The following is a 20,663-nucleotide window of genomic DNA, read 5'->3' as shown; positions in this document are numbered from 1 at the left end:
GTTCCCGAGTTCAGCCAGGGCTAACGTGCCGGAGGCCGGCCCGCTGCCGTCGGATCCGGCCATGGAGGGCCGGGACCGCGATGCTGAAGCTCGGTGACGAACTCGTGCCAACGGCTCACCTCGGCGGTGGAAAACGATCTACAAGGGCACGGGAAACGATCACCGAGCGGCTGGAGTCGCCACTGACCTGCGCATTTCGTCGGTTCCCTTAAACGAGTGAACGAACGCGGGGTGCCGCGTGATGCTGTTCCGCCAGTAGACCCGTCAGTGAGACCGCCCGCCTCCTCGGGGCTCCTAGGGCTACCGCCTATCGCGCGCTCAGCACCCGGAACGGCGGAGCTTCGTCACTCGCGCGGGCAGACGCGGCTACCCCTCCGATCCAGCACTCGCTCGGCTGGGCCGGCCTGCGGGACTCGACGACGAAACCAGCGGTCACCTGGCTCCCGTCCTGGACGACGCGTTGCGCCACACCCAGGCGGCTGCCGGCCGACTACGGACCTGGCCAAGAAGCGTCGAGGCGCTCGCGAGGATGAAGGCCGCCTCCATGTCTCATGAGACATATCGAAGTCTGGAGAACAACGGTTTTGCTCGGTGGTGGTCCGGCAGGCGCCGCTCCAGCAGCTCGGTCATGCGATCGCGGCCGAATGCGCCCATCCGCTCGTGCAGCCGATCCAAGATCGAGCCGTTCACCTCGGCGCGGATCCGGGCGGCCGTCCGGTCCAGGGTGGAGAACTCCGGGATCTCCAGCCCGGTCTCCACCACCTTCTCCAACGCGATGTCGATCAGGTCGACCGGGCGGTTCTTGACCGCGGCCGTCTCCCGGATCGCCGTCTCGGCCACCTTCCGGGCCTGGTCCGGGGCGTAACGGGCCTGCAGCAGTCGCCGGACCAGGCTGCGGTGGTTCTTCGAGGCCTTCTCCGCGAGCGCCGGCAGTTCGGCCTCCTCGCCGAGTTCCACGGCCCGGCGGGTGAAGTCCACCACGGAGTCGGAATACTCCTCCGCCCGCGGGAAGCGGCCCAAGCGCTGGTAGGACTTCAACGCCAACAGGAGCGCGAGCTGGTGGCTGTCGGAGTCCGTACACTCCGCGGCCCACGCTGCTTCGTCCCGGGTCGGGGCGAAGAGCAGGTACACCTCGTGCGCACTGATCAGGCGCTTGAATCGCGGATACGCGATCCGCTCGATCGAGGTCACCATCGCGCCCGGGCCCAGACGACAGCTCAACATCACCACCAACGACTCTGGGCCGAACGGGTGGCTGGTCGGGCCTTTCAGAGGTTCAAGATCATCCCGCGGACCGTTTCTGCCGTATCTGGGTCACACTCCTGGGCGTGACCGACCAGCGCTGCCCGACCGTCACATGACGCTTGCGCGAGGGCTCACGACCGAGTCCGGGTCCCCCGATGTCCATACCGTGTCGCAGGAAGTGCAGGCGAATCTGTTGGACAGGCCATCGGTGTGGCAACCGCAGCTGGGGCACTGTTCCGTCGTGAAGTAGGCGTTCACGACATACGAGGGTAGTCGCGAATGCCCCTGATGGTCCCGGCAGTTCGTGCGCTTCATGGCGCCGACGACTCCGTTGCCGGGCGGACGAGAGGTCTCGGCAGGAGACAAGACAGGCCGGTCAGTCCAGGGAGAACGGGTCGTTCGACCGCGGTGTCGTGTGTTGATCGAACAGACCGTCCGGCACCTCGTCGATCGGCAGGGGCTCACTCCTGCGATGGCCGTCGGCGCACCCGGCGAACGGCCCCGTGACCGGGTCCATCAGGACGCTCAGATGCGGGTCGACATGGTGGAGCCACCAGTTCGACATGCCCAGCGCGCCGTCCCAGCGCAATGTCTCCCACGCGCGCCACAGGGAGTCCAGCCGGGACAGTGCCTGAGCGTGGGCGTACCAGCTCGGGCACCACACCCGCCCGGATTCGGGGGTGGGTCGGGGGACGAAATAGATGAACCGGTCGGCGACGAACTCGACCACGTTCGGGTAGAACAGCTCTGCCGGCCGGGTGGCGCTCTCCTCGTCCCGCCGGATGGCCTCCAGCGACTCGTCCCTCTCGCCGTCGGGCAGTGGTGATGTCACGGCGTCATGCTCCCTTTCGCAGCTGTACGTCGATTGCCTCGGCATGGCGGCCAAGGCGTTCCAGGACTCTGGTGAGCGTGTTGAGGGCTCGTGTCAGGTCGGCCTGGTGCGCGCTCGGGTCCTGGTCCACGAGGCGGCGGTAGATGCGGACGGCCCGTCGCGCCGGTCGCTGCGCACGGGCGGCCCTGCTCCAGTCGCGGCGACCGCACAGGCTCAGCGCTCTGGCCAGTCGGCACAGGAGCAGCGCGCGCTCGGCCTGCGGCTCGCCGGGGCGGTCGACCAGCGTCAGGCAGGCCTGCTCCGCCTGGAGTGCGGTGCGCCATGCCTCGGCCTCGTTCCCCGCCGACGCCCGCCCTTCGGCCAGCCGTAGGAGCGCGAAGCACAGCGGGCGCTCGTGGCGCGCCCTGTTCGTGCCGAGCAGGCGGCTGCGAAGGCTCACCTCGTGCTCCGCGATACGCACGGCTTCGTGGAAGGAGCTCGTCATCAGCAGGGCGCGGGCCAGCTGCGCGCAGGTGCCGGCCAGTTCCTCCTCATGTCTCGCGTCGCCGGCCGACAGCTGTACGCGCAGCTCGTACGCCTCCCGTAGGGACGTGACCGCGCGGTCGGCCGTCGCCCGGGACGTGGCGTAGCTCGTGCCGAGGTCGTGCAGACACCACGCCAGCCCCTCGCGCCCCTCCTCGGTGACGCGGGCCAGCCGGCGATAGAAGGGTTGCGCCTGGCGCAGCAGGATGCGCTCCGCGACCGGACGGTCGTACTTGCGGTACAGGTCGGAGAGGTCGTGGAGAGCGGTGGCGTACCCCTCGGTGTACAGGCTGGGGGCGTACTCCCCGAGGCGGTGCCGGACGGCGAGGGCCTGGTTCAGGGCGGTGAGCGCGTCCGCCGAGCGGCCCAGGGCATCGTAGGAGCGGGCGAGTCTGAGGGCTGTCCCGGACTGGTTCATCAAGTCACTGGCGCTGAGCGGGATTTCGGTACGGTCGTAGGTCGCCAGGGCGTCCTCGTATCCCTCCACCGCCGCCCGGTGGTCGCCGGCGCTCGCGTGGTAGGTGGCGAGCGCGCTCACCGACTGGGCCAGAGCGGGAACGGGCGTCCCGTACGGTTGGCGGGTCAGGGCCCGGCGATGCTCGACGGCCTCCGCGATGGACTCCCGGGCCGCCGCGGCGTCCCCCGCGTCGGACTGTTCCCAGGCCAGGTTGTGCAGCATCTGCGCCAGAGTGGAGCGGTGGACCCCGGGAAGATCTTCGGCCAGTGGGCGCAGCAGTTCGATCGCTTCCCGTACGAGCGCCATGGCCTCGCCGGGTGGCCGTGTGGCGTTGCTGTAGTCGACCGCCAGTCCCATCAGCGCGCTCGCGAGGTCGGCGGCGTAGGCGTCGGGGTTCTCCCTGGCCAGCCGGCGCGCTGTCCCGGCCGCCTCCTCGCTGAGCGACAGCGCCTCCGAATGCCGTTGGAGGCGCCACAGGTTCGCCCCTCGCTCCGCCAGCGCCTTGGTGAGCAGGAGGGGATCCAGATCGGGGTGCCGGGCCACCAGAGCGCGGGCGCGTCGGACGGCCTCGTCCGTGTGGTCGTCGGACCTGGCGATCTGGTCGAAGGGAATCGCGCTCGGGTCGAGTCGCCAGACCACCTGTGACTGGTTGATGAGCGCCCGCACCAGGCCGCGCTCGCGTTTCTCCCCGTCCTCGCCGCCCTGTGCCGCGAGCGTGCGGAAGAGGTCCAGCGCCTGGCCGCCTGCGTCGTGGGCCTCCATCAGGTGCCTGGTCATGCGCCGGGCCTGCGAGAGCGCCAGCAGCGAGTCGGCCCACTCCGTGCGGTGCGTGCTCGCCCCGTCGACCGCCGTCGTCCTGCGGATCGCGGCCGCGTCGCCGGCCGCCACCCGGGCCGCCTCCCAGTCGCCGACCGCCATGTGGCGCTCCGCCAGGTTGTGCAACGCCCACGCGCGGTCGCGCAGCGCCTGCGGGCCGTCGCCCGTGGCTCGGCACAGACGGCTCAGTTCGCGGGCGACGTCGAGGGCGTACTCACGCAGCACATGGGACTGTTCCGGCAGGGCGTCGGAGTGCGCGCGCAGGGCGGCGGCTGTCAGCGGTTCAGCGGCTGTCAGGCTGCTGGTGGTATGCGGCTCGCCGGTGTGCGCCGGGCGCACCGCCTCGCGGAGCCGGTCGACGAGGATGCGGGCCTCGCGGGTACGGCCCTCGTTGACGTGGGCCACCGCAGACCGGGCCAGTACGGTGAGCGCCTGCACCTGTTGATGGTCCGGGGCTCCGGCGAGCAGCCTGCCCAGCAGCCCCGCATCGTCGATGACCTGCTCGGAAGCCTGGTACTCCGCCAGCCGGTCCGGTTCGAGCCGGCCCCAGTAACGGCCCTCGGGCGGCGGATAGAGATCACGGAGCCAGGCGGCGATCTCCGCGGTCAGCCATGCCGGTTCGTCGGGGAGCAGCCGGGCGATGGTGGCTCGGGCTTCCCGTTCGTCCTGCGCGGGACACAGCACGGCCGCCGCCACGGCCCGCGCCTGCAGCCGCTGCGCCCGTCGGCCCATGCCCCACTCCTCGGCGGAGTCCTGCCAGTACTTCTGCTCGTGCCACAGGAGTTGGGACTCCAGCACGTCCCCGACCGGCTGGGGGACCCGTACATGGCGCAGCAGTGCGGCAAGGGCCGCCATCTGAACGGTCAGCGCCGTCTCGCCCCGCGGGCCCGCATCTCGGACCGCTGCCGGGAGGGTGTCGGAGAGCCGGGCCCAGTCGATGTCCGTCTCACCGGTCACCTCGGCCAGGCGGCCGGAGAGGTCGCGGGCCGCCGTCAAAAACGCGTGCTCCCGGTCGACGGCACCGGTGCTGAGCGCGCGCAGACGGGTCTCGGGGAGGGCGCCGGTCGCCCTGGTCCGCCAGGAACCGAGGGAGCGGGCGAGCAGCAACAGGCGTACCGGATGTCTGGCCTCCTCGGTCTGCTCCCGCAGTTCCCTGACCAGCTCGGGCCGGGTCTCGGCGTAGTCGACGACGAGGAGCAGCGGGTGCTGCACGGTGCGCAGCGCGTCCAGGTCGCGTGGCTTGTGGCGTACCTGCCCGGCCACCCAGCCGCGGTTGCGCAGCCGCGCCATCACCTGTCGCGCCAGTCGGGTCTTGCCCTGACCGCCGGGGGCGGTGATCACGCGGACAGCGGTCGCGCCGTCGGAATCCGCCAGGCACCACTGCTCCAGGTCGGCGAGGGTGTCCTCCCTGCCGTGGAACGACACGACCTCGGTGTCGGCCCGCAGCAGCATGGTGGGGGACGTCACCTCCCGTTTGGGCGGCGCCGACTCCAACAGGCCCGCGAGCTCGGCCGGTTCGGGCTGCGGATCGACGGAGGTCGCCTCGCGGACCACCGCGCGGAAGTCGTCGTGGGCCAGCAGGTCCTCGCTGCGGGTGTACGTCAGCCGGGTCCCGTGGCGCGGCCGGCGGTCCGCGCGCACCACGCCGAGCAGCAGCTTCCCGCGTTCCTGGAAGAGGGCCGCGCCCGACATCCCGGACCATGAGGTGATCTTCGCGGCGGTCTCGTGGTCGAGCCCCGTGGTGTCGAATCCCAACAGGCCCGCGTCGTCGATGATTTCGGAGACCCTGCCGCCGTGCGGCCTGACCCGGCCGAGCAGTTGCTCGCGGTCGCGGCCGCCGTCCGCGGCCCGCTGCTGCCGGGGGAATCCCGTGGCGGTGACCCGCATCTCGGAACCGCCCGTCACGCACCAGCCCCAGCGTTGCGGGCGACGGCCGAGGGCGCCGCGCAGTGTGGCGGGCGTGGACCACTGCGGGTCAGCGGCGGGGATCTCCAACAGGGCGGCGTCCACGACCTCGTCGAGCCGTCGCCACCGCACCACCACCGGGCACCGCGCCGCCGAATCCCGCAGCGCCACGGTGATCTCGGCCCGCGTCTCCGGCGGCGGCAACAGATGCGCGGCGGTCAGGACGAGCCGCGGCGCGATCAGATAGCCGCTGCCGATCCCGGCGCCGCGGACGAGAACGACCTGTTCCTCCTCCATCACCCCACCGCCGTACTAGTCGACGTCGCCCACGGCCACGTCTCCGCCGCCGCGGCGTTCCGGGTTCAGACGCAGGGTCACACGTTGGGCGGACCGCTTCGACCGCTCCTGGCGGCCGTTGGCCTCCACGACGCCGAACCGCAGGGCACCGCCGCCGTTGCGCGTGCGCACCAGCTCGATCTCGAACTCCGCGGTGATCTCGCCCAGCACGAAGCGCAACTCCGATCCCTGGCCCCGGCGTTGCGCCTCCGACAGCTGGGAACGCAACACCTCGATGGCGTCAGCCAGGTCCAACCAGTCCTCGTCGCGCTCCCCGCTCGCCATGCCCCACCCCTCGTCACGACTTCAGCACGGACAGCCATCCTAGCGATCCCGGGGCACGATCACCCCAACGAGCCGCCATCCCCCACGAAAGGCAGATGACGATCCGCGAAACGCAGAACCCCGGCCGCTCCGTCGACGCTGACCGAAGAGGAGGTCACCGCAACTCACGCTTCCTGTACGAGGTCAAGAACGGCCCGCAGCGCGTTCGGGCGTCGGTCGACGGGCAGGTGGTCGACCAGATGGACCCGGCATCCGAGCGCCGAGGCCCCGGCGTCCGCGACGCGATCGTCGCCGACCATGAGGACCTCCCCGGGCGGCAGTCCGAGCTTGTCGCAGGCCGCTTCGAAGAGCCTCGGATCAGGCTTCTGCACCCCGTGTTCGAAGGAGAGGATGTACGCGTCGACAAGGCCGTCGACCCCGTGGTCACGGAAGACGGGCCGCAGGTCCCAGCCGATATTGCTCACCACAGCGACCGGGACGCCCCGCCCGCGCAGAGCGCGGAGTGTCGCCTCGGTGTCGGGATAGGGGCGCCATGCGGCCGACGTGCGATGCCGGTCGTACAGTGCCTCGGCCAGTTCCGCCGACGGGAGGGACGCCTCACGGGCAAGAGCGGTAAAGGCAGCGCGGTGCTTCTCGGCGCTGAGGTCCCGTTCACGCCACAGGCCCTCGAGATGCGCCGGCAGCGCGCGAGGCGGAGCCCCTCCGGGCAGAGCCCCGACCTCGGTCAACCGACCGGCACACGCGGCGAGTCCGTCCACACTCATGTCGAGTCCCGCCTCGGCGACAACCGCTCCCAGCCACTCCAGAACGGACTCGATACGGAAGAGGGTCCCGGAAAAGTCGAACATCACACCTTTGACCATGCCGGTGATCCTCACCTTCCCCGTCTCCGGTGCGCAAGCCCGCCAGTGGGCCAGGAGACGGATGACGCTCGTGGCGACCTCGTCACGACTTCCGGTACGTCACCAGCGGTGTGGCGTCCCCGAGGTTCCTGAGCGCCATCGGCCCGTCGGCAGCCGTCACCACGTACTCGGAATTGAATTCCTCGGGCGGGCAGTACGTGGTCTTCTCGCCCTCCAGGACCTTGGCTCCCCTGGGCTGTACCCGGTCCTCCCAGATGTTGATCAAGTCCATACGGACCTTGCACGTGGGGCCCTTGAGCATCTCGACCGTGGCCGACGCGGGCACGTTGACCTCGCTCTGCCGGAAGGTCACCTGATGACTGCCGTCCTCGGCGCGCCAGGTGCCGAGGAACCGTTCACCCAGCTTCTTGTACGTGGTCGCGATCTCTCCGAAGCCCTTGCCCGCGCGCCAGTGGAGCGTCGTCGTGCTGGCCCACGACTTGGCCGAGAACGTCGCCGACTTCCCGTTCCGGGCGATGTCGACCCGGTCCCAGCCGTCCCAGTTCTTGGCGATGTGGGTGTCCCACTTCCCGAGTCCACCGGTGCCGACGGCGGCGACACTCTCCATCGGTGGCTCGCCGTCCCGGCAGTACTGTCCGAAGTTGGCGCGCACGGTGACGGTGGCGCGGTTCGCCTTCAGGTCGATGCCCCGGCAGGGGTCGGCCTTGGTGGCGTAGACCGTCTTCGACTGCGACCAGGGCTTGCCGCCGGCGCTCCGGTGCCGTTCGAGCAGGCCCGTACCGGCTTGGTAGCGCAGGGAGACCCGGCGTCCGTCGGACAGTTCGATGACCGCCTCGTCATCGGTGTCCTTGACGATCCGCGCCGCGCCGGCCGGCGCGGCCGAGGCGTCGCCCTGACAGGCGGTGATGCCGGCTGTGGCCAACAGCACGGCCCCGGCGACACCGAAGACACACTCGCGTTGCATTTACGTCCTTCGGGCATCGAAATGAACTCTCGGAGAAATGACGCGCGCCGGGCCGGAATCGTTGCACGGCTCGCTCGTCCTCCGCTCGCAGGGCAAGGTGACGTTCGTCATCACCGCCTGCCGCCGAACTGCCAGTTGTGGACCTCGATCTCGGCGTAGAGACCCACGGTCAGAACGGCGCATGCCGTGTCCGGGTCCGGCGCCCGGACGAGCGCCGCCGTACCCAGCCAGGTGGCTCCGTCGTCGGACAGCAGGGGTCCATACGCGATCAAGTCGTCTTGATCGGCGGGCACATCGAGGTCGACAGCCTGCCCCGCACCGAGGCCGAGCACCAGATATCGGTCGCCTTCGGTCGGGCCACCGGGGTAGTCCCACATGGTGCGCCCCAGCCCGTTGCGCCACCGGCGCAGCATCACGTCCCGGTACACGCCCGCCTGATAGCCGGGTTCGTCGAACGCGAACGCGCGTGCCGCGGCGGTGTCCGGCAGGTCGACGATGTGCACACTCCCCGTCGGCTCCTCACCGTCGCTGCTGAGCGTGGGGCCGCGAGCGATCAGCTCTTCGCCGTACTGGTCCATGTAGGACCAGTGGTCTTCCAGCAACTCGTCGCGCAGCGCGAGAGAGTCGAGACGATCGCGGTGGTAACAGAAGAACTCCATGCGCACACTCTCCCCCACGATGCCCTGCGTCATCTCGCGGTCGTCCTCATTCGGCCTGCGAGCAAGACCCTTGAACTGGCAGGTCACCTCATCGGGCAGGTCACCTGATCGGGCAAGGTCAGCCTGATCGGACAGGTCGGCCGGGCCCGGCGGTCGTCCGGAGAGCACCTGCCGGGCCAGGCACACCTCATCGTCCGTGCGGACCGGGTTGTCCCAGCAGGCCGGGCTGGTAGTCGCCGGCCGGCATCTGGATGATGACGTTGCCGCGGTTGAACGCGTTGATGACGGCGATCTGCGACACCAGGACGGCGAGCTGGTCCTCGTCGTAGTACTTGGCGGCGTTCGCCCAGACCTCGTCCGGGACGCCGCCGGCCGCGTCGGCGATGCGGGTGCCCTGGTCCGTCAGCTCCAGCGCCGCGCGCTCGGCCTCGGTGTAGACCGTGGCCTCCCTCCACGCCGCGACCAGGTTGAGGCGCGTCGAGGTCTCACCGGCGGCAGCGGCGTCCTTGGTGTGCATGTCGAGGCAGCCGCCGCACCCGTTGATCTGGCTGGCGCGGATCTTCACCAGCTCCAGCGTCGTGTCCGGCACCGACGACTCGGCGAGCACCTGGTTCGCCGCGATGACGTGCTTCCAGACCTTCATGGCCGTCGGGTTGCCGAACATGTTCAAACGGGCGTTCATCGTGAACTCCTCCGTCGTTGCCGATGCCTGCACCCCTATGACGAAACGGCTCCGCGCGCTGTGACATGGCCGCAGGTGACCTGCGTCTCCACGTCATGCGCCGCGGGAGCGGCCACCGACGACGAGGGTCACGGGATGGACGAGGTTCAAGGACTGAGCGAGTTCACGGGATGAGCGAGATTCACGGGATGAGCGTCGCGATGCCGGCGCAGAGCAGGTCCAGGCTGCGGGTGAACTTCTCGTCCGGAGTGTGGGCGGCCGCGGCGGCGAACGTCCGGGGGAAGCGCTGGTTGAAGGCGGCGATGTCCTCGGCGGTGACCGGCGTCGCGGGTGGCTCGCTCTGCACCTGGAGCACATAGCCGCTTCGGCGTACGGGCGTCGGCCGAGGGCGGCGTAGACGCGTCAGTCGGTTCGTGCGGGCCGATCCCCGGCCGCACCGGCTGCGCGCACCGGGTGAGGCGTATCCATCAAGGGCAGCCACCGTTTCTCCGCCAGGACATCGCCGCCGCAGACACGGCGTCATATCCGGACTCCCTCCCCAGCGGTAAGTACGCTGCACGCATGATCAACGGCGCTCACGTCATCATCTACAGCCAGGACGCGGAGGCGGACCGCGCCTTCTTCAAGAATGTTCTGGGGTATCCGCACGTCGATGCCGGCGACGGCTGGCTCATCTTCCAACTGCCTCCGGCAGAGGTGGCAGTCCATCCCTCCGACGCACCGTCACACGAGCTGTACCTGATGTGCGAGGACGTCAACGCGACGGTCGACGAGCTCTCGGCCAAGGGGGTCACGTGCGCCCCGGTCACGAACGCCGGCTGGGGCCTCAAGACCGGGATCCGGCTCCCGGGCGGAGGCGAGCTGGGCCTCTACCAGCCGCGCCACGAGACGGCACACAACCTCTGAGGCCTCTTCAGGGGCGGGTGGGCAGGGCCCGGTGGCCAGGGCCAGGTGGGCTTCCCGTCAGGCCCGTGGAATGGCGCGTCCCGTGGGGCGGTACTCCATCACCAGCACCCTCCCGTCCAGGTCATGGTGGCTCACCAGCTCAAGGTCGGCCGACCCCACACCGGCGAACAACGGCTCGCGGCCCGACTCCCCCACGAGCAGCGGAAAGGTCGTCAGCCTCAGCCGGTCCACGAGGCCCGCTTCGAGGAGCTGCCGGACCACGGACAGACTGCCCATGGTCCGCATCGGCACATGGCCCTCGCTCTTGAGCCGGGTGACCTCGGAGATCAGGTCGTCCTGGCACACGCGGGTGTCCTGCCAGGAGACCGTCTTCAGCGTCGACGAGAAGACGACCTTGTCCACACCGGGCACCGGGTCCGTGCCGGCGCCACCCGTCTCCCCGGAGAGACCCGCGAGGGCCTCGTAGGTACGCCGCCCCATGAGCACCAGCTGCGGCCCGGCCATCTCCTCGCGGATCCACTCCTCGAGCATGGGTCCGTCGTAGCCGAAGTAGGCGGGCGATGTCGCGCTGCCGGCATACCCGTCAACCGAGACGAACACATCGACGGTGAGTCTCTGCATGGCCATACCTCCGAACGGCTCGCGCCTTCCGTGCCACGCCCGGTCCCATCGGCCGTGGCCTCCAGTAGAGACGTCGAAGCGGCATCGCGTGACTCGACCTGTTCAGCCAACCATGACGCTCGCTCCTGTGGGCCGCTACGAGCGGCTGTCCGTGGGGCGGCGCGCGATCCAGAGCTGGCGCGTGGAGCGCACCACCAGGTCGTCGCGACGGCGTACGTCCGCCGGGCCCCCGTTCACCAGGGTGTCCAGCGCTTCCAGGTCGGCCGGGTCGATGCGGCCGACCAGTGCGCCGCGGATACGGCTGAGCGTGCCATGCGCGTAGAGCCCGGCGCTGCCGCCGGGCTGCGGGCGCAGTTCGAGGCTCTCTGCGCGTTCCTCCTCAAGGGTGAATCCGGCCGAGGCCAGCAGTGCGCCCCAGTCGGCTCCCATGTGGGGTACCTCTTCGTCGTGCAGCGTGGTGAGCGCCTCACGGAAGCGGCCTTCCAGTCCGGGGCGCTCCGGTACCGCGTCGTCGGCGAGAAAACGTGGCATCCCGTCCAGTTCGGCGATGGCCAGGAATCCGCCCGGGCGCAGCGCCTCGAAGACGATACCGAGGGTCGCCATGGGGTCGTTCATGTGGTGCATGGAGGCGGAGGCCCATACGAGGTCCACGTCAGTGACGCCCGGAAGGCCCGTCCCGATGTCCGCTTCCAGCGCGTGGACACGCGAGGCCAGGTTCTTGGCGGCGGCGGTTCTGGTCAGCTGTTCCAGCATGTGGGCGGAGCTGTCCACGGCCGTCACCTGGGCGGAGTGGAACTGCTTCAGCAGAGCGAACGTTCCGGTGCCGCTGCCGGCACCGAGGTCCACGATCCGCTTGACGTCGTCCCCGGCCGCTTCGGCGATGGAGCGCATCGAGGCCTCGATGTAGGGCGCGAACAGTTCGGCATCGAGATCGAGCAGTTCCGCGAGGCCGTCCTGCTCATGTTCATGGGCAGGTGCGCCGTGGCTTTCCTGCGCGTGGGCGCCGTGGGCGCCGTGGCCGTGGGAGTCGTGGACGTGGGAGTCGTGGACGCCGTGGCCGATCTCATGGGACCCGTGCCCGTGCGGCTGGGAGTGTGCAGGGGAACCGTGCGGTGCGGGCGTGGGGTGCGTCATGACATCGACCGTACGCGCCATTTCGTTCTACGCATAAGCCCTTGCCTATAACGCAAGAAGTTCTCCGGCTCGACGGCCTCATGCGCAAGGCATCACGGCATTGCGTGCCCCTCACGCGTTCAGTCGCCCGACGACCGGCCCTCCCCAGCCACCGGACACACCCCACCCCACCCCACACCCTGACCGGACCTGATCCCGGCCCCCGGACTCAGACCTGGATAACCGGCCCCTGGCTCAGACTTGGTAGCGGTCCGTCGCGAACAGCGCGATGTTGTCGGCCACCCACTGCGACGTCCGCTTCAGCCCGTCCTCCAGGGACACCTCAGGCTGCCACCCCGCCCACTCACGCGCCCTCGCGTTGTCGGAGAGCAGGCGCTCCACCTCGCTGCCGGACGGCCGCAGGCGTGCCGGGTCCACGACCTCCTTCGCGTCACGGCCCGACGCGGAGATCAGCGCGGTCGCCAGGTCCCCGACGGAGATCTTCCGCCCGGTGCCGAGGTTGACGGACTGGCCGAGTGCCCGGTCGCAGTCCGCGAGTGCCAGGAATCCGGCCGCGGTGTCGGTGACGTAGGTGAAGTCGCGGGTCGGGGTGAGCGAGCCGAGCCTGATCTCCGTTGCGCCCGCGTGCAGTTGGGACAGGATCGTCGGTATCACTGCGCGCGCGGACTGCCGAGGGCCATAGGTGTTGAACGGCCGCACTATCGTCACGGGCAGTTCGAAGGCGTGCCAGTGCGACAGCGCCATCATGTCCGCGCCGATCTTGGAGGCGGAGTATGGTCCCGCTCGCCGTTGAACTCCCGCAGTTCACCGCCGAAGTCGGCGCAGACGTCCCGCATGATCTCCTCGCAGCGCGTGAGGAGATCGTCGGTGAACACTCCCCGACGGCACTTCGGGGCGAAGACCAAATGCGCGGGCAGGGTGTGGACGACGCTACGTCCCCTGCGTAAATCCCGGTCTGGTCTCATCTCGGTGACCCAGGTCAATGCCAGGCACTAGCCTGGCCGGGTGAAACTGGTGGTGCAGGTCAAGTTGCTGCCGACGCCTGTGCAGGCGGCGGCACTTGAGGCGACCCTGCACGCCTGCAACGAGGCCGCTACCTGGGTGTCCGGGGTTGCCTTCGCCAAGGACGTGAAGCGGAACTTCGCGCTGCGCCAGCACACCTACGCCGAGATCAGGCAGCGGTGGGGGCTCGGCGCGCAAGCCGCTCAGCATGTGATCAAGAAGACGTGCGACGCGTACACCACGCTGGCGGCGAACGCGCGGGCCGGGAACATGGGCAAGCCGTGGTCCAAGCGCTACCGGCAGGCCACCGGGAAACCAGTCGCCTTCCGGCCCGAGGGCGCCCAGCCCTATGACGACCGGATGCTGTCCTGGCAGACCGGGGACCGGACCGTCTCCATCTGGACGCTGTCCGGGCGGATCAAGGAGGTGGCCTTCACCGCCTCCCCTGAGCAGCTGGCGCGCCTGGCCCTGTACCGCAAGGGCGAGTCCGACCTGCTGTACCGGGACGGCATGTGGTTCTTGAACGCCACCTGTGAGATCCCCGAGACGGAACCAAACACCGACCCGGACGGCTTCCTCGGCATCGATCTCGGCATCGTCAACATCGCCACCACCTCGGACGGCGAGATCATGGCCGGACGCGCCCTGAACCGAGCGCGGGCGCGTGAACGCACGCTGCGCACCAAGCTGCAGAAGAAGAACACCCCGTCCGCCAAACGCCGGCTGAAGAAACGCAGGCGCAAGGAAGCGCGGCGGGCCAGGGACATCAACCACAAGATCGCGAAGCATGTGGTGGCCGAGGCAGAACGCACCGGTCGCGGAATCGCCCTGGAAGATCTGACGGGCATCCGCGAACGGGTACGGCTTCGCAAGCCCCAACGGGCCACCCACTCGAGCTGGAGCTTCGCTCAGCTCGGGCAGTTCATCGCGTACAAGGCCAAGAAGGCCGGTGTGCCGGTGGTGTATGTCGATCCGGCGTACACCTCCCGCACCTGCGCCGAATGCGGCCACACAGACAAAGCGAACCGGGTCTCCCAGGCCTGGTTCGCGTGCCGGTCCTGCGGATTCGTTGATCACGCGGACCGCAACGGCTCCCGCAACATCCGCCATCGCGCGGAACAGTTGCGGCGACGCGGGGCGCAGTCAACCGTCCCAGACCCACCCCCGGCACCCGGGCGTGAGACCAGACGCAAGCACAGCACCACAGCCACTGGCGCCCGCTCTGCAAACCCGCCGCTCTAGCGACGGGTCAAGTTGACCAACATCACGCTCTCCGGCAAGCCCACGCGGATGCTGACGACTCGCCTCGGAGACGACAAGGCCCTCCAGGTCGCGCTCCGTTCGGACAGCGTCGAGAAGGGGGTACGCCAGGCGGCCGGGCTGCTGGCCGTGATCGGCGCGGCGGGCGTTCTGCTGGCGGCCGGGCTCGGCTACTGGGTGTCCAGGACCGGACTCGCGCCGGTGGCCAGGCTGACCGCGACCGCCGAACGCATCGCGTCGACCCGCGACCCGCGCCACCGCATCGCACTGCCGCCGGGCCCACCGGGCCGTGAGGACGAGGTGACCCGCCTGGCCACGAGCTTCAACACGATGCTGGGCGAACTGGAGCAGTCGGTGACGGCGCAGCGCCGCCTGGTCGCGGACGCCTCGCACGAACTGCGCACCCCACTCACCGCGCTGCGCACGAACGCGGAACTCCTGGCCCGAGCCGACCGGTTGACCGACGCGCAACGCGACCGGGCGGCGGGCGCACTGGCACGGCAGCTGCGCGAAGTGACGGGCCTGGTGAACGACTTGATCGAACTGGCCAGGGACGAGGAGCCCACGCCGCTCCTCGAAGAGGTACGGATCGCCGCGCTTGCCGAACACACGGTGGCGGCGGCCCGCGCACACTGGCCCGGCACCCCCTTCACCCTCCACATGGCCCCGGATGCCGCCGAGACCGTACGGCCGGGGGTTCCCGCGCGACTGACCAGATTGCTGACGAACTTGCTGGACAACGCGGCGAAGTTCAGCCCGGAAGGGCTCCCGGTGGAGGTGGAACTCACCGCGTCCCGGCACGCGGGGTCGGGGTCGGGGTCGGGGTCGGGGTCGGGGTCGGGGTCGGGCGAGCGTCTCGAACTGACGGTCCGCGACCACGGCCCCGGGATCACCACGGAGGACCTGCCGTATGTCTTCGACCGCTTCTACCGCGCGGAGACCGCCCGCGCCCTGCCCGGTTCGGGTCTCGGCCTGGCCATGGCCCGCCAGATCGCGCGGGCCCACGGAGCGGAACTGACGGCGGAGCAGGCGCAGGGGGGCGGGGCGTTGTTCCGGCTGAAGTTCGGCTGAGGGCCGGTGGCCTCACACGCCGCCATTCGAGCGAGGCCGCAATCCGCTCGGGCCGGTGCGGTGCGTGACGGCCGTGGCAAGAGGGAAGACTGCCTGCCGGACACCGAACGCACGCAGGCTCGGAACACGAGGGGGCTTCATGGCCGCGACGACATCCGCAGAGGGGCTGCGGCCAGAGAGGCTGCCGACAGGGCGTTCGCATCCTCGGCGGGTGACGGGCATCACACTCGCCGCGTTGGTCGCCCTGGCGGTGAGTGGCTGCGGCAGCACGGACAACGCCGACGACACGTCTTCACCCAGTCGTCAGGCCTCGAAACCCACATCGCCGCCATCCTCCTCCGCGCAGCCGTCCGTGTCGGCGGCGGACGGGCGTGATGTCCGCGCCTGCGCGGACGGCAACTGTGAGATCGCGGTGACCGGCCCGGTGACGATCCGTTTCAAGGGCCCGGCCGGTCCGGCGACCCTGTCCGTCACCGAGGTCGGCCCGAACAAGGTGGAGTACACGGTGAAGTCGGGCAGTGGCCGGTCCCAGGGCGGTGCGAGTGGCCCGGGCCAAGGTTGCATCACGGTCCTCCGCAGCAACGGCGGAGGCAACTCCTGCGGTGGCCTGGATGACACCGCTCGACCGAGCCCCCAGCCCGACGCGGTGGTGATCCAGGCGACCACCGGCGAGGACGGCACGGCAATCCTCCACATCGTGTCCGACTGACGACACGAAGCCCCGAGGCCGGCACCGGGTGTTCTACCGGTTCAGAGTGATCGAGTTGTAGGAGGTCAGGTCGACGGACTCGGCGTACTGGGCGTCGAGGAAACGGTGACACATGGGCCGTTGTACCCCTCGCACAGGCTCACACCGGCACCGCCGTACTGGTTGCCGACGAACCAGTGGTTGCCGTACTGGCCAATCAGGTTGTGGGCACCGTAGCTCCGGTACACGCCGGTCGAGTGTGGATCGGCCCACGGGCTGACGTTCTGACCGTAGACGCAGACCTCCCGTAAGGGCACCCCTGCCAGTCTCCGTCGGCGGGCTTCGCCTGCGCCGCGCCGCTCATCGCCACGACGACCACCGCCGCGGTCACGAGCGCGGCGGCACCACTGGGTATCCTGCGCATCTGTTCCCACTTCCAGGCCATCGGCAACGCCAGCCGAGAAGCCGACACCTGGTCCCAGCTCGGAGACATCCACGCCGAGCGCGGCGAAGATGCCGGTGCCCGAGAAGCCTGGACCACCGCCCTGGCCCTCTACCGCAAGCAAGGCCGGTCCGCCGCGGCACACCGCATGACGGCGAACCTCATCCACGACGGCCCCGGCCGACCGCCGGCACCACGGGCCAACACCTCTCGAAGGCAGGGAAATTGACCACGCAGACCGAGCACGTCGACCACGAACTCATCGAGGCCGCGGCTCATGTCGCGCGCACGCGCTGCCGGGGCGACAACCACACCATGGCGGCCGCGGCCCGCGCCCGGGACGGCCGGATCGTCACCGCGGTGAACGCCTACCACTTCACCGGGGGCCCCTGCGCCGAGCTGGTCGTCATCGGCGCGGCTGCCGGCCAGGGCGCCTACGAGCTGGACACGATCGTCGCCGTGGGCGACCGCGACCGCGGCGTCGTCCCCCCGTGCGGCCGGTGCCGCCAGGTCCTCCTCGACTACTTCCCGGACCTCAAGGTCATCGTCGGTGCGGGCGACCGCCTCCGGACCGTCCCCGTGGCCGACCTGCTCCCCGAAACCTACGTGTGGGCCGACCACCAGCTCGACGCAGCAGGCTAGTAAAACTGGGACAGGCAGAACTCGTGCCCCTCGGGGTCGGTCATCACGACGACCACGCCCTCGTCATAGTCGTGCCGCTCGCCGGTGAACCGGCCGCCGAGACCTATGACTTGGGCGATGCCCTGATCGATGTCGTCGACCGAGACGTCCAGGTGCAGGCGCACTTTTCCGGCCCTCGGCTCGGCCACGGGCTGGAAGACCAGGCGGGGCTGCGGGTCGTCGCGATGCCCGAGATAGACCCAGCCGGGCTCGGACGGTCCCCGGGGGCGGTCCAGCAGCACGCTCCAGAACGCTGACACCCGTTCGACGTCAATACAGTCGACGGTCACTCCCACCCACCGGTTTGCCATGGGCCGAGTATTCCTCGGGCTGTGGCCCGCGCTCAATGTCATCAGCGCCTTGTGGACGACTTGTCTCGTGGTCGGGGACTCCAGGGGCACCCCCCCATACGGAAGCGGGGGGTTGCCCCAATGTGGCACGTGGGGCGGGAGCGGCAGAGTGCGGGCATGACCTTCGCCGGCGTCTTCGGCGTAGAAACCGGAGTGGCGGCCGGCGGTATCCACAGCCGGTAAACGAGGTGCGCTCCGGGGACCGCCCCTCGTAGTGTCCCGTGCGCACCATCGACATTCGGCTTGCCCAGGAGGTCTCCGTGTCCCGGAACACCATGTCTGACGAGGGTGACACGCGCACCGCCCAGGCGGTCCTGCGTGAGGCCAACCACACGCATGGCGGGCAGTTCCGGCTGCTTCGACGGTTCGACGACGGAGTCCAGTCAGGAGCCTGGCTCCTCGCCGATGACACCGGCCGGCAAGCCGTACTGAAGTGGAGCCCGGACCTCTCGTGGGCCCCTCAGATCGAACGGGCTGCCGCGGGCGTCGTCAAGATCCGCGCTGCCGGATATCCGACCCCCGCCTGGCTCGCCGCCGGCACCAGCACCGACGGTTTCGGATACCAGATCCAGGAACTCGCACCCGGCCACACCGCACCACAAGTGACCGCGCACGAGGCCCGGTTGCTGATCGGCGTCCTGGAGATGCACGCCGGTCTCGACCCCGACCCGCAGCGATGCTGGTCGGAGTTCGTGACCACCCGCATGGCCGGTGAGGACCTCTGGCGGCAGACGGCGGGGACCGGCCCGACCGGACGGGACCTCGTCGACGCCTGCGAGCGGCTTCTCGCCGCTCACGGACCGGTCACCTTGCCCACCGAGGACCTGGTCCACGGCGACTTCCGCCCCGGCAACATCCTGTTCGACGCGGACCGCGTCAGTGGCGTCATCGACATCGAGGCACTGGGCAGCGGCACCAGAGTCTTCGACTACGCGACGCTGCTGAGCGCCCACGACTTCACTCCCGAGGCTCTTGAGATGCTGTACGACGCCGGTGAGCAAGTGGCCGGACCCGGTGTTCTGGCCTACTGCTTCGCCCAGGTCGCCCTCGACCTCACCGTCTTCGTCCACCGGCGGAACCTTCGACTGGGAATTCAGAACGTGGGCAAGCTCCTCGAGCGCACGCTGGTCCTCCTCCAGCTCGCGGAGGGGAAGGGCTGAAGCCCCCACCGCAGCGGACGCCCCTCCCCTGGGGGAAATCCCCCAGCTCAAGACGGAGGTCAGCCGCGTTCCAGGGGCCCGCGGGCGCGCCTAGCGTCGGGGGCATGAAGGTATCCACCTGGGAGCAGCCATGATCGAGGTCCGCGGTCTCACCAAACGTTACGGCCCCACCGTCGCCGTGGACGGCCTCGGCTTCGAGGTCCGCCCGGGCGCGGTGACCGGTTTCCTCGGCCCGAACGGGTCCGGTAAGTCCACCACCATGCGCATGATCACGGGCCTGGACCGTCCCGACGCGGGCAGCGCCCTTATCCACGGCACGCCGTACCGCGAGCTGCGCTGGCCACTGCGCGAGGTCGGCGCGCTGCTCGAAGCCCGTACGTATCACCCGGGTCGCAGCGCGGCGAACCACCTGGCCGCGCTGGCTGCCGCCAACGGCATCCCCCGCGCCCGGGTCCGCTCCGTCCTGGACACCGTCGGCCTCACCGACGTGGGGCACAAGCGCGCGGGGGGTTTCTCGCTGGGCATGTCGCAGCGGCTCGGCATCGCCGCCGCCCTGCTCGGCGATCCGGGAGTACTGCTCTTCGACGAGCCCGTCAACGGGCTCGACCCGGAGGGAGTGCGATGGATCCGCAACCTGATGAAATCACTCGCCGCCGAGGGCCGCACCGTGCTGCTGTCCAGCCACCTCATCAGCGAAATGGCGCTCACCGCCGACCACTTGATCGTGATCGGCCGGGGCCGGCTGCTCGCCGACACCACCGTCGCCGAGCTGACCGCCGACGGCCGGTCACTGGAGGAAGCGTTCTTCGCCCTCACCGGGAACAGCGCCGAGTACCGGGGCACCGCCCCCGCACAGCCCAGGAGGCAGTCGTGACCGCCCTGCAGACGACACCGACACTGCCCGCGGGGCGCTACGGGTTCGCCCACGCCGCGCGGATGGAGTGGATCAAACTGCGCAGCCTGCGCTCCACCTTGTGGGCGCTGGTGGCCACCGTCGCCGGGATGCTCGTCATCGGCATCGTGACCATGGCCAACACCCACGCCCCCAGCCCGGACAAGGTCGCCACGTTCGACCCGGTGGACAACGTGCTGGCCGGGATCGCCCTCGGCCAGCTCGTCGTCGGCGTACTCGGCGTGCTCATGGTCACCGGCGAGTACTCCTCCGGCGGCATTCGCTCCACACTCGCCGCGATCCCCGACCGGCCCCTGCTCCTCGCCGCCAAGGCGGGCGTCTTCGGCACGGTGACGCTGATCCTCGGCGAAGTGGTCGCGTTCGCCACCTTCTTCGCCGGACGGCTCGCGCTCTCCGACGGCGTTCCGGTGCCCGGCCTCGGCGACCCGGGTGTGCTGCGCGCGGTCGTCCTCTGGGGCGCCTATCTCGCCATGGTCGGGCTGCTCGGTATCGCACTGGGCGCCGTCGTCCGGCACACGGCCGCGGCCGTCGGAGCGCTGGTCGGGCTGCTGTATGTGGTGCCCGGGGTGCTGTCGGGGCTCACCGGGGTCACGGTGGCGAAGTACTTCCCGACCATGATCGCCGGCAACTCGCTCGCCGTCTCCAAGCCGGTGGCCGACGTGCTCTCGCCGTGGGTGGGCTTCGGGGTGCTGTGCGTATACGTACTTGCGGCGCTCGGCGCAGGAGGCTGGCTGCTGACGCGCCGGGACGCGTGACCGCCCCGCAGCAGATACCTACGGCGGTGCCTGCACCAGGTGCGTACAGCAAAGACGCACAGCAAAGTCGTACGCCAGTGAGTGACATACAGCAGAGGCGTACGTCAAAGACCT

At 69.8% G+C, this 20,663-nt stretch carries 20 protein-coding genes and 3 pseudogenes; 8 read left to right on the top strand and 15 right to left on the bottom strand.

Annotation, left to right across the window (positions count from 1 at the left end; genetic code table 11):
* Window positions 1-549: 549 nt before the first annotated feature.
* The 9 genes from OHO83_RS41830 to OHO83_RS41790 form a co-directional block, all read right to left on the bottom strand.
* Complete coding sequence (locus OHO83_RS41830) at window positions 550-1,224, bottom strand: DUF4158 domain-containing protein (RefSeq protein ID WP_266676066.1); 675 nt, start codon at window positions 1,222-1,224, stop codon at window positions 550-552.
* A gap of 397 nt (window positions 1,225-1,621) precedes the next feature.
* Window positions 1,622-2,077 carry a DUF4913 domain-containing protein gene (locus OHO83_RS41825; RefSeq protein WP_266666270.1) on the bottom strand — a complete coding sequence of 152 codons (456 nt, stop codon included), beginning with the start codon at window positions 2,075-2,077 and terminating at the stop codon, window positions 1,622-1,624.
* Window positions 2,078-2,081: 4 nt separating this feature from the next.
* Complete coding sequence (locus OHO83_RS41820) at window positions 2,082-6,074, bottom strand: serine protease (RefSeq protein WP_266666272.1); 3,993 nt, start codon at window positions 6,072-6,074, stop codon at window positions 2,082-2,084.
* A gap of 15 nt (window positions 6,075-6,089) precedes the next feature.
* The gene (locus OHO83_RS41815) at window positions 6,090-6,398 is read right to left on the bottom strand and encodes a trypco2 family protein (protein WP_266666274.1); all 309 of its coding nucleotides are present in this window, start codon (window positions 6,396-6,398) and stop codon (window positions 6,090-6,092) included.
* 164 nt (window positions 6,399-6,562) lie between these two features.
* Window positions 6,563-7,261, bottom strand: a complete 699-nt coding sequence (locus OHO83_RS41810; protein ID WP_266666276.1) for an HAD family hydrolase — start codon at window positions 7,259-7,261, stop codon at window positions 6,563-6,565.
* Between the two features lie 82 nt (window positions 7,262-7,343).
* Window positions 7,344-8,225 carry a hypothetical protein gene (locus OHO83_RS41805; RefSeq protein WP_266666278.1) on the bottom strand — a complete coding sequence of 294 codons (882 nt, stop codon included), beginning with the start codon at window positions 8,223-8,225 and terminating at the stop codon, window positions 7,344-7,346.
* 110 nt (window positions 8,226-8,335) lie between these two features.
* Window positions 8,336-8,884, bottom strand: a complete 549-nt coding sequence (locus OHO83_RS41800; protein WP_266676068.1) for a YciI family protein — start codon at window positions 8,882-8,884, stop codon at window positions 8,336-8,338.
* A gap of 187 nt (window positions 8,885-9,071) precedes the next feature.
* On the bottom strand, window positions 9,072-9,566 hold the full coding sequence (locus tag OHO83_RS41795) for a carboxymuconolactone decarboxylase family protein (RefSeq protein WP_266666280.1): 495 nt from the start codon (window positions 9,564-9,566) through the stop codon (window positions 9,072-9,074).
* 181 nt (window positions 9,567-9,747) lie between these two features.
* A complete protein-coding gene (locus tag OHO83_RS41790) occupies window positions 9,748-9,912 on the bottom strand; it encodes a hypothetical protein (RefSeq protein WP_266666282.1) in 165 nt (54 codons plus the stop codon).
* A gap of 215 nt (window positions 9,913-10,127) precedes the next feature.
* Here OHO83_RS41790 and OHO83_RS41785 point away from each other — a divergent pair, with 215 nt between their 5' ends.
* On the top strand, window positions 10,128-10,472 hold the full coding sequence (locus OHO83_RS41785) for a VOC family protein (RefSeq protein WP_266666284.1): 345 nt from the start codon (window positions 10,128-10,130) through the stop codon (window positions 10,470-10,472).
* 57 nt (window positions 10,473-10,529) lie between these two features.
* On the opposite strand, the gene OHO83_RS41780 is transcribed toward OHO83_RS41785, so the two are convergent.
* The 4 genes and pseudogenes from OHO83_RS41780 to OHO83_RS41765 form a co-directional block, all read right to left on the bottom strand.
* A complete protein-coding gene (locus OHO83_RS41780; protein ID WP_266666286.1) occupies window positions 10,530-11,093 on the bottom strand; it encodes a dihydrofolate reductase family protein in 564 nt (187 codons plus the stop codon).
* A 135-nt stretch (window positions 11,094-11,228) separates the two neighbouring features.
* A complete protein-coding gene (locus tag OHO83_RS41775) occupies window positions 11,229-12,227 on the bottom strand; it encodes a class I SAM-dependent methyltransferase (protein ID WP_266666288.1) in 999 nt (332 codons plus the stop codon).
* Window positions 12,228-12,461: 234 nt separating this feature from the next.
* Window positions 12,462-13,004: pseudogene (locus tag OHO83_RS41770) on the bottom strand (GDP-mannose 4,6-dehydratase); the annotation flags it as partial.
* Window positions 13,001-13,192: pseudogene (locus OHO83_RS41765) on the bottom strand (transposase); the annotation flags it as partial. The pseudogenes OHO83_RS41770 and OHO83_RS41765, both read right to left, overlap by 4 nt.
* A 40-nt stretch (window positions 13,193-13,232) precedes the next feature.
* Here OHO83_RS41765 and OHO83_RS41760 point away from each other — a divergent pair.
* The 3 genes and pseudogenes from OHO83_RS41760 (at window position 13,233) to OHO83_RS41750 (ending at window position 16,269) form a co-directional block, all read left to right on the top strand.
* Window positions 13,233-14,471, top strand: a complete 1,239-nt coding sequence (locus tag OHO83_RS41760) for an RNA-guided endonuclease InsQ/TnpB family protein (protein WP_266666290.1) — start codon at window positions 13,233-13,235, stop codon at window positions 14,469-14,471.
* 33 nt (window positions 14,472-14,504) lie between these two features.
* Window positions 14,505-15,560: pseudogene (locus tag OHO83_RS41755) on the top strand (HAMP domain-containing sensor histidine kinase); the annotation flags it as partial.
* Window positions 15,561-15,771: 211 nt separating this feature from the next.
* The gene (locus tag OHO83_RS41750) at window positions 15,772-16,269 is read left to right on the top strand and encodes a hypothetical protein (protein ID WP_266666292.1); all 498 of its coding nucleotides are present in this window, start codon (window positions 15,772-15,774) and stop codon (window positions 16,267-16,269) included.
* 65 nt (window positions 16,270-16,334) lie between these two features.
* On the opposite strand, the gene OHO83_RS41745 is transcribed toward OHO83_RS41750, so the two are convergent.
* Window positions 16,335-16,859: a hypothetical protein gene (locus OHO83_RS41745; RefSeq protein ID WP_266666294.1), complete on the bottom strand. Its 525-nt coding sequence runs from the start codon at window positions 16,857-16,859 to the stop codon at window positions 16,335-16,337.
* Window positions 16,860-16,915: 56 nt separating this feature from the next.
* On the opposite strand from OHO83_RS41745, the gene OHO83_RS41740 reads away from it, so the two are divergent.
* Window positions 16,916-17,332, top strand: coding sequence for a cytidine deaminase (locus OHO83_RS41740; RefSeq protein ID WP_266666296.1), 417 nt, complete (start codon window positions 16,916-16,918; stop codon window positions 17,330-17,332).
* Here OHO83_RS41740 and OHO83_RS41735 read toward each other — a convergent pair.
* A complete protein-coding gene (locus OHO83_RS41735; protein ID WP_266666298.1) occupies window positions 17,329-17,682 on the bottom strand; it encodes a VOC family protein in 354 nt (117 codons plus the stop codon). The two genes, OHO83_RS41740 and OHO83_RS41735, sit on opposite strands and share 4 nt — an antisense overlap.
* A gap of 299 nt (window positions 17,683-17,981) precedes the next feature.
* Between OHO83_RS41735 and OHO83_RS41730 the strand changes: the two genes are divergently transcribed.
* The 3 genes from OHO83_RS41730 (at window position 17,982) to OHO83_RS41720 (ending at window position 20,549) form a co-directional block, all read left to right on the top strand.
* Window positions 17,982-18,881 (top strand): aminoglycoside phosphotransferase family protein, encoded by a 900-nt coding sequence (locus OHO83_RS41730; protein WP_266666300.1) that lies wholly within the window; start codon window positions 17,982-17,984, stop codon window positions 18,879-18,881.
* A gap of 130 nt (window positions 18,882-19,011) precedes the next feature.
* Window positions 19,012-19,755 carry an ABC transporter ATP-binding protein gene (locus OHO83_RS41725; RefSeq protein WP_405603058.1) on the top strand — a complete coding sequence of 248 codons (744 nt, stop codon included), beginning with the start codon at window positions 19,012-19,014 and terminating at the stop codon, window positions 19,753-19,755.
* A complete protein-coding gene (locus OHO83_RS41720) occupies window positions 19,752-20,549 on the top strand; it encodes an ABC transporter permease (protein ID WP_266666302.1) in 798 nt (265 codons plus the stop codon). Before OHO83_RS41725 ends, OHO83_RS41720 begins: the two co-directional genes overlap by 4 nt.
* Window positions 20,550-20,663 lie beyond the last annotated feature (114 nt).

Source organism: Streptomyces sp. NBC_00569 (assembly GCF_036345255.1).
Taxonomy (GTDB): Bacteria; Actinomycetota; Actinomycetes; order Streptomycetales; family Streptomycetaceae; genus Streptomyces.
Note: the sequence above shows the minus strand (reverse complement) of the source record. Positions and strands in the feature narration are given on the sequence as shown.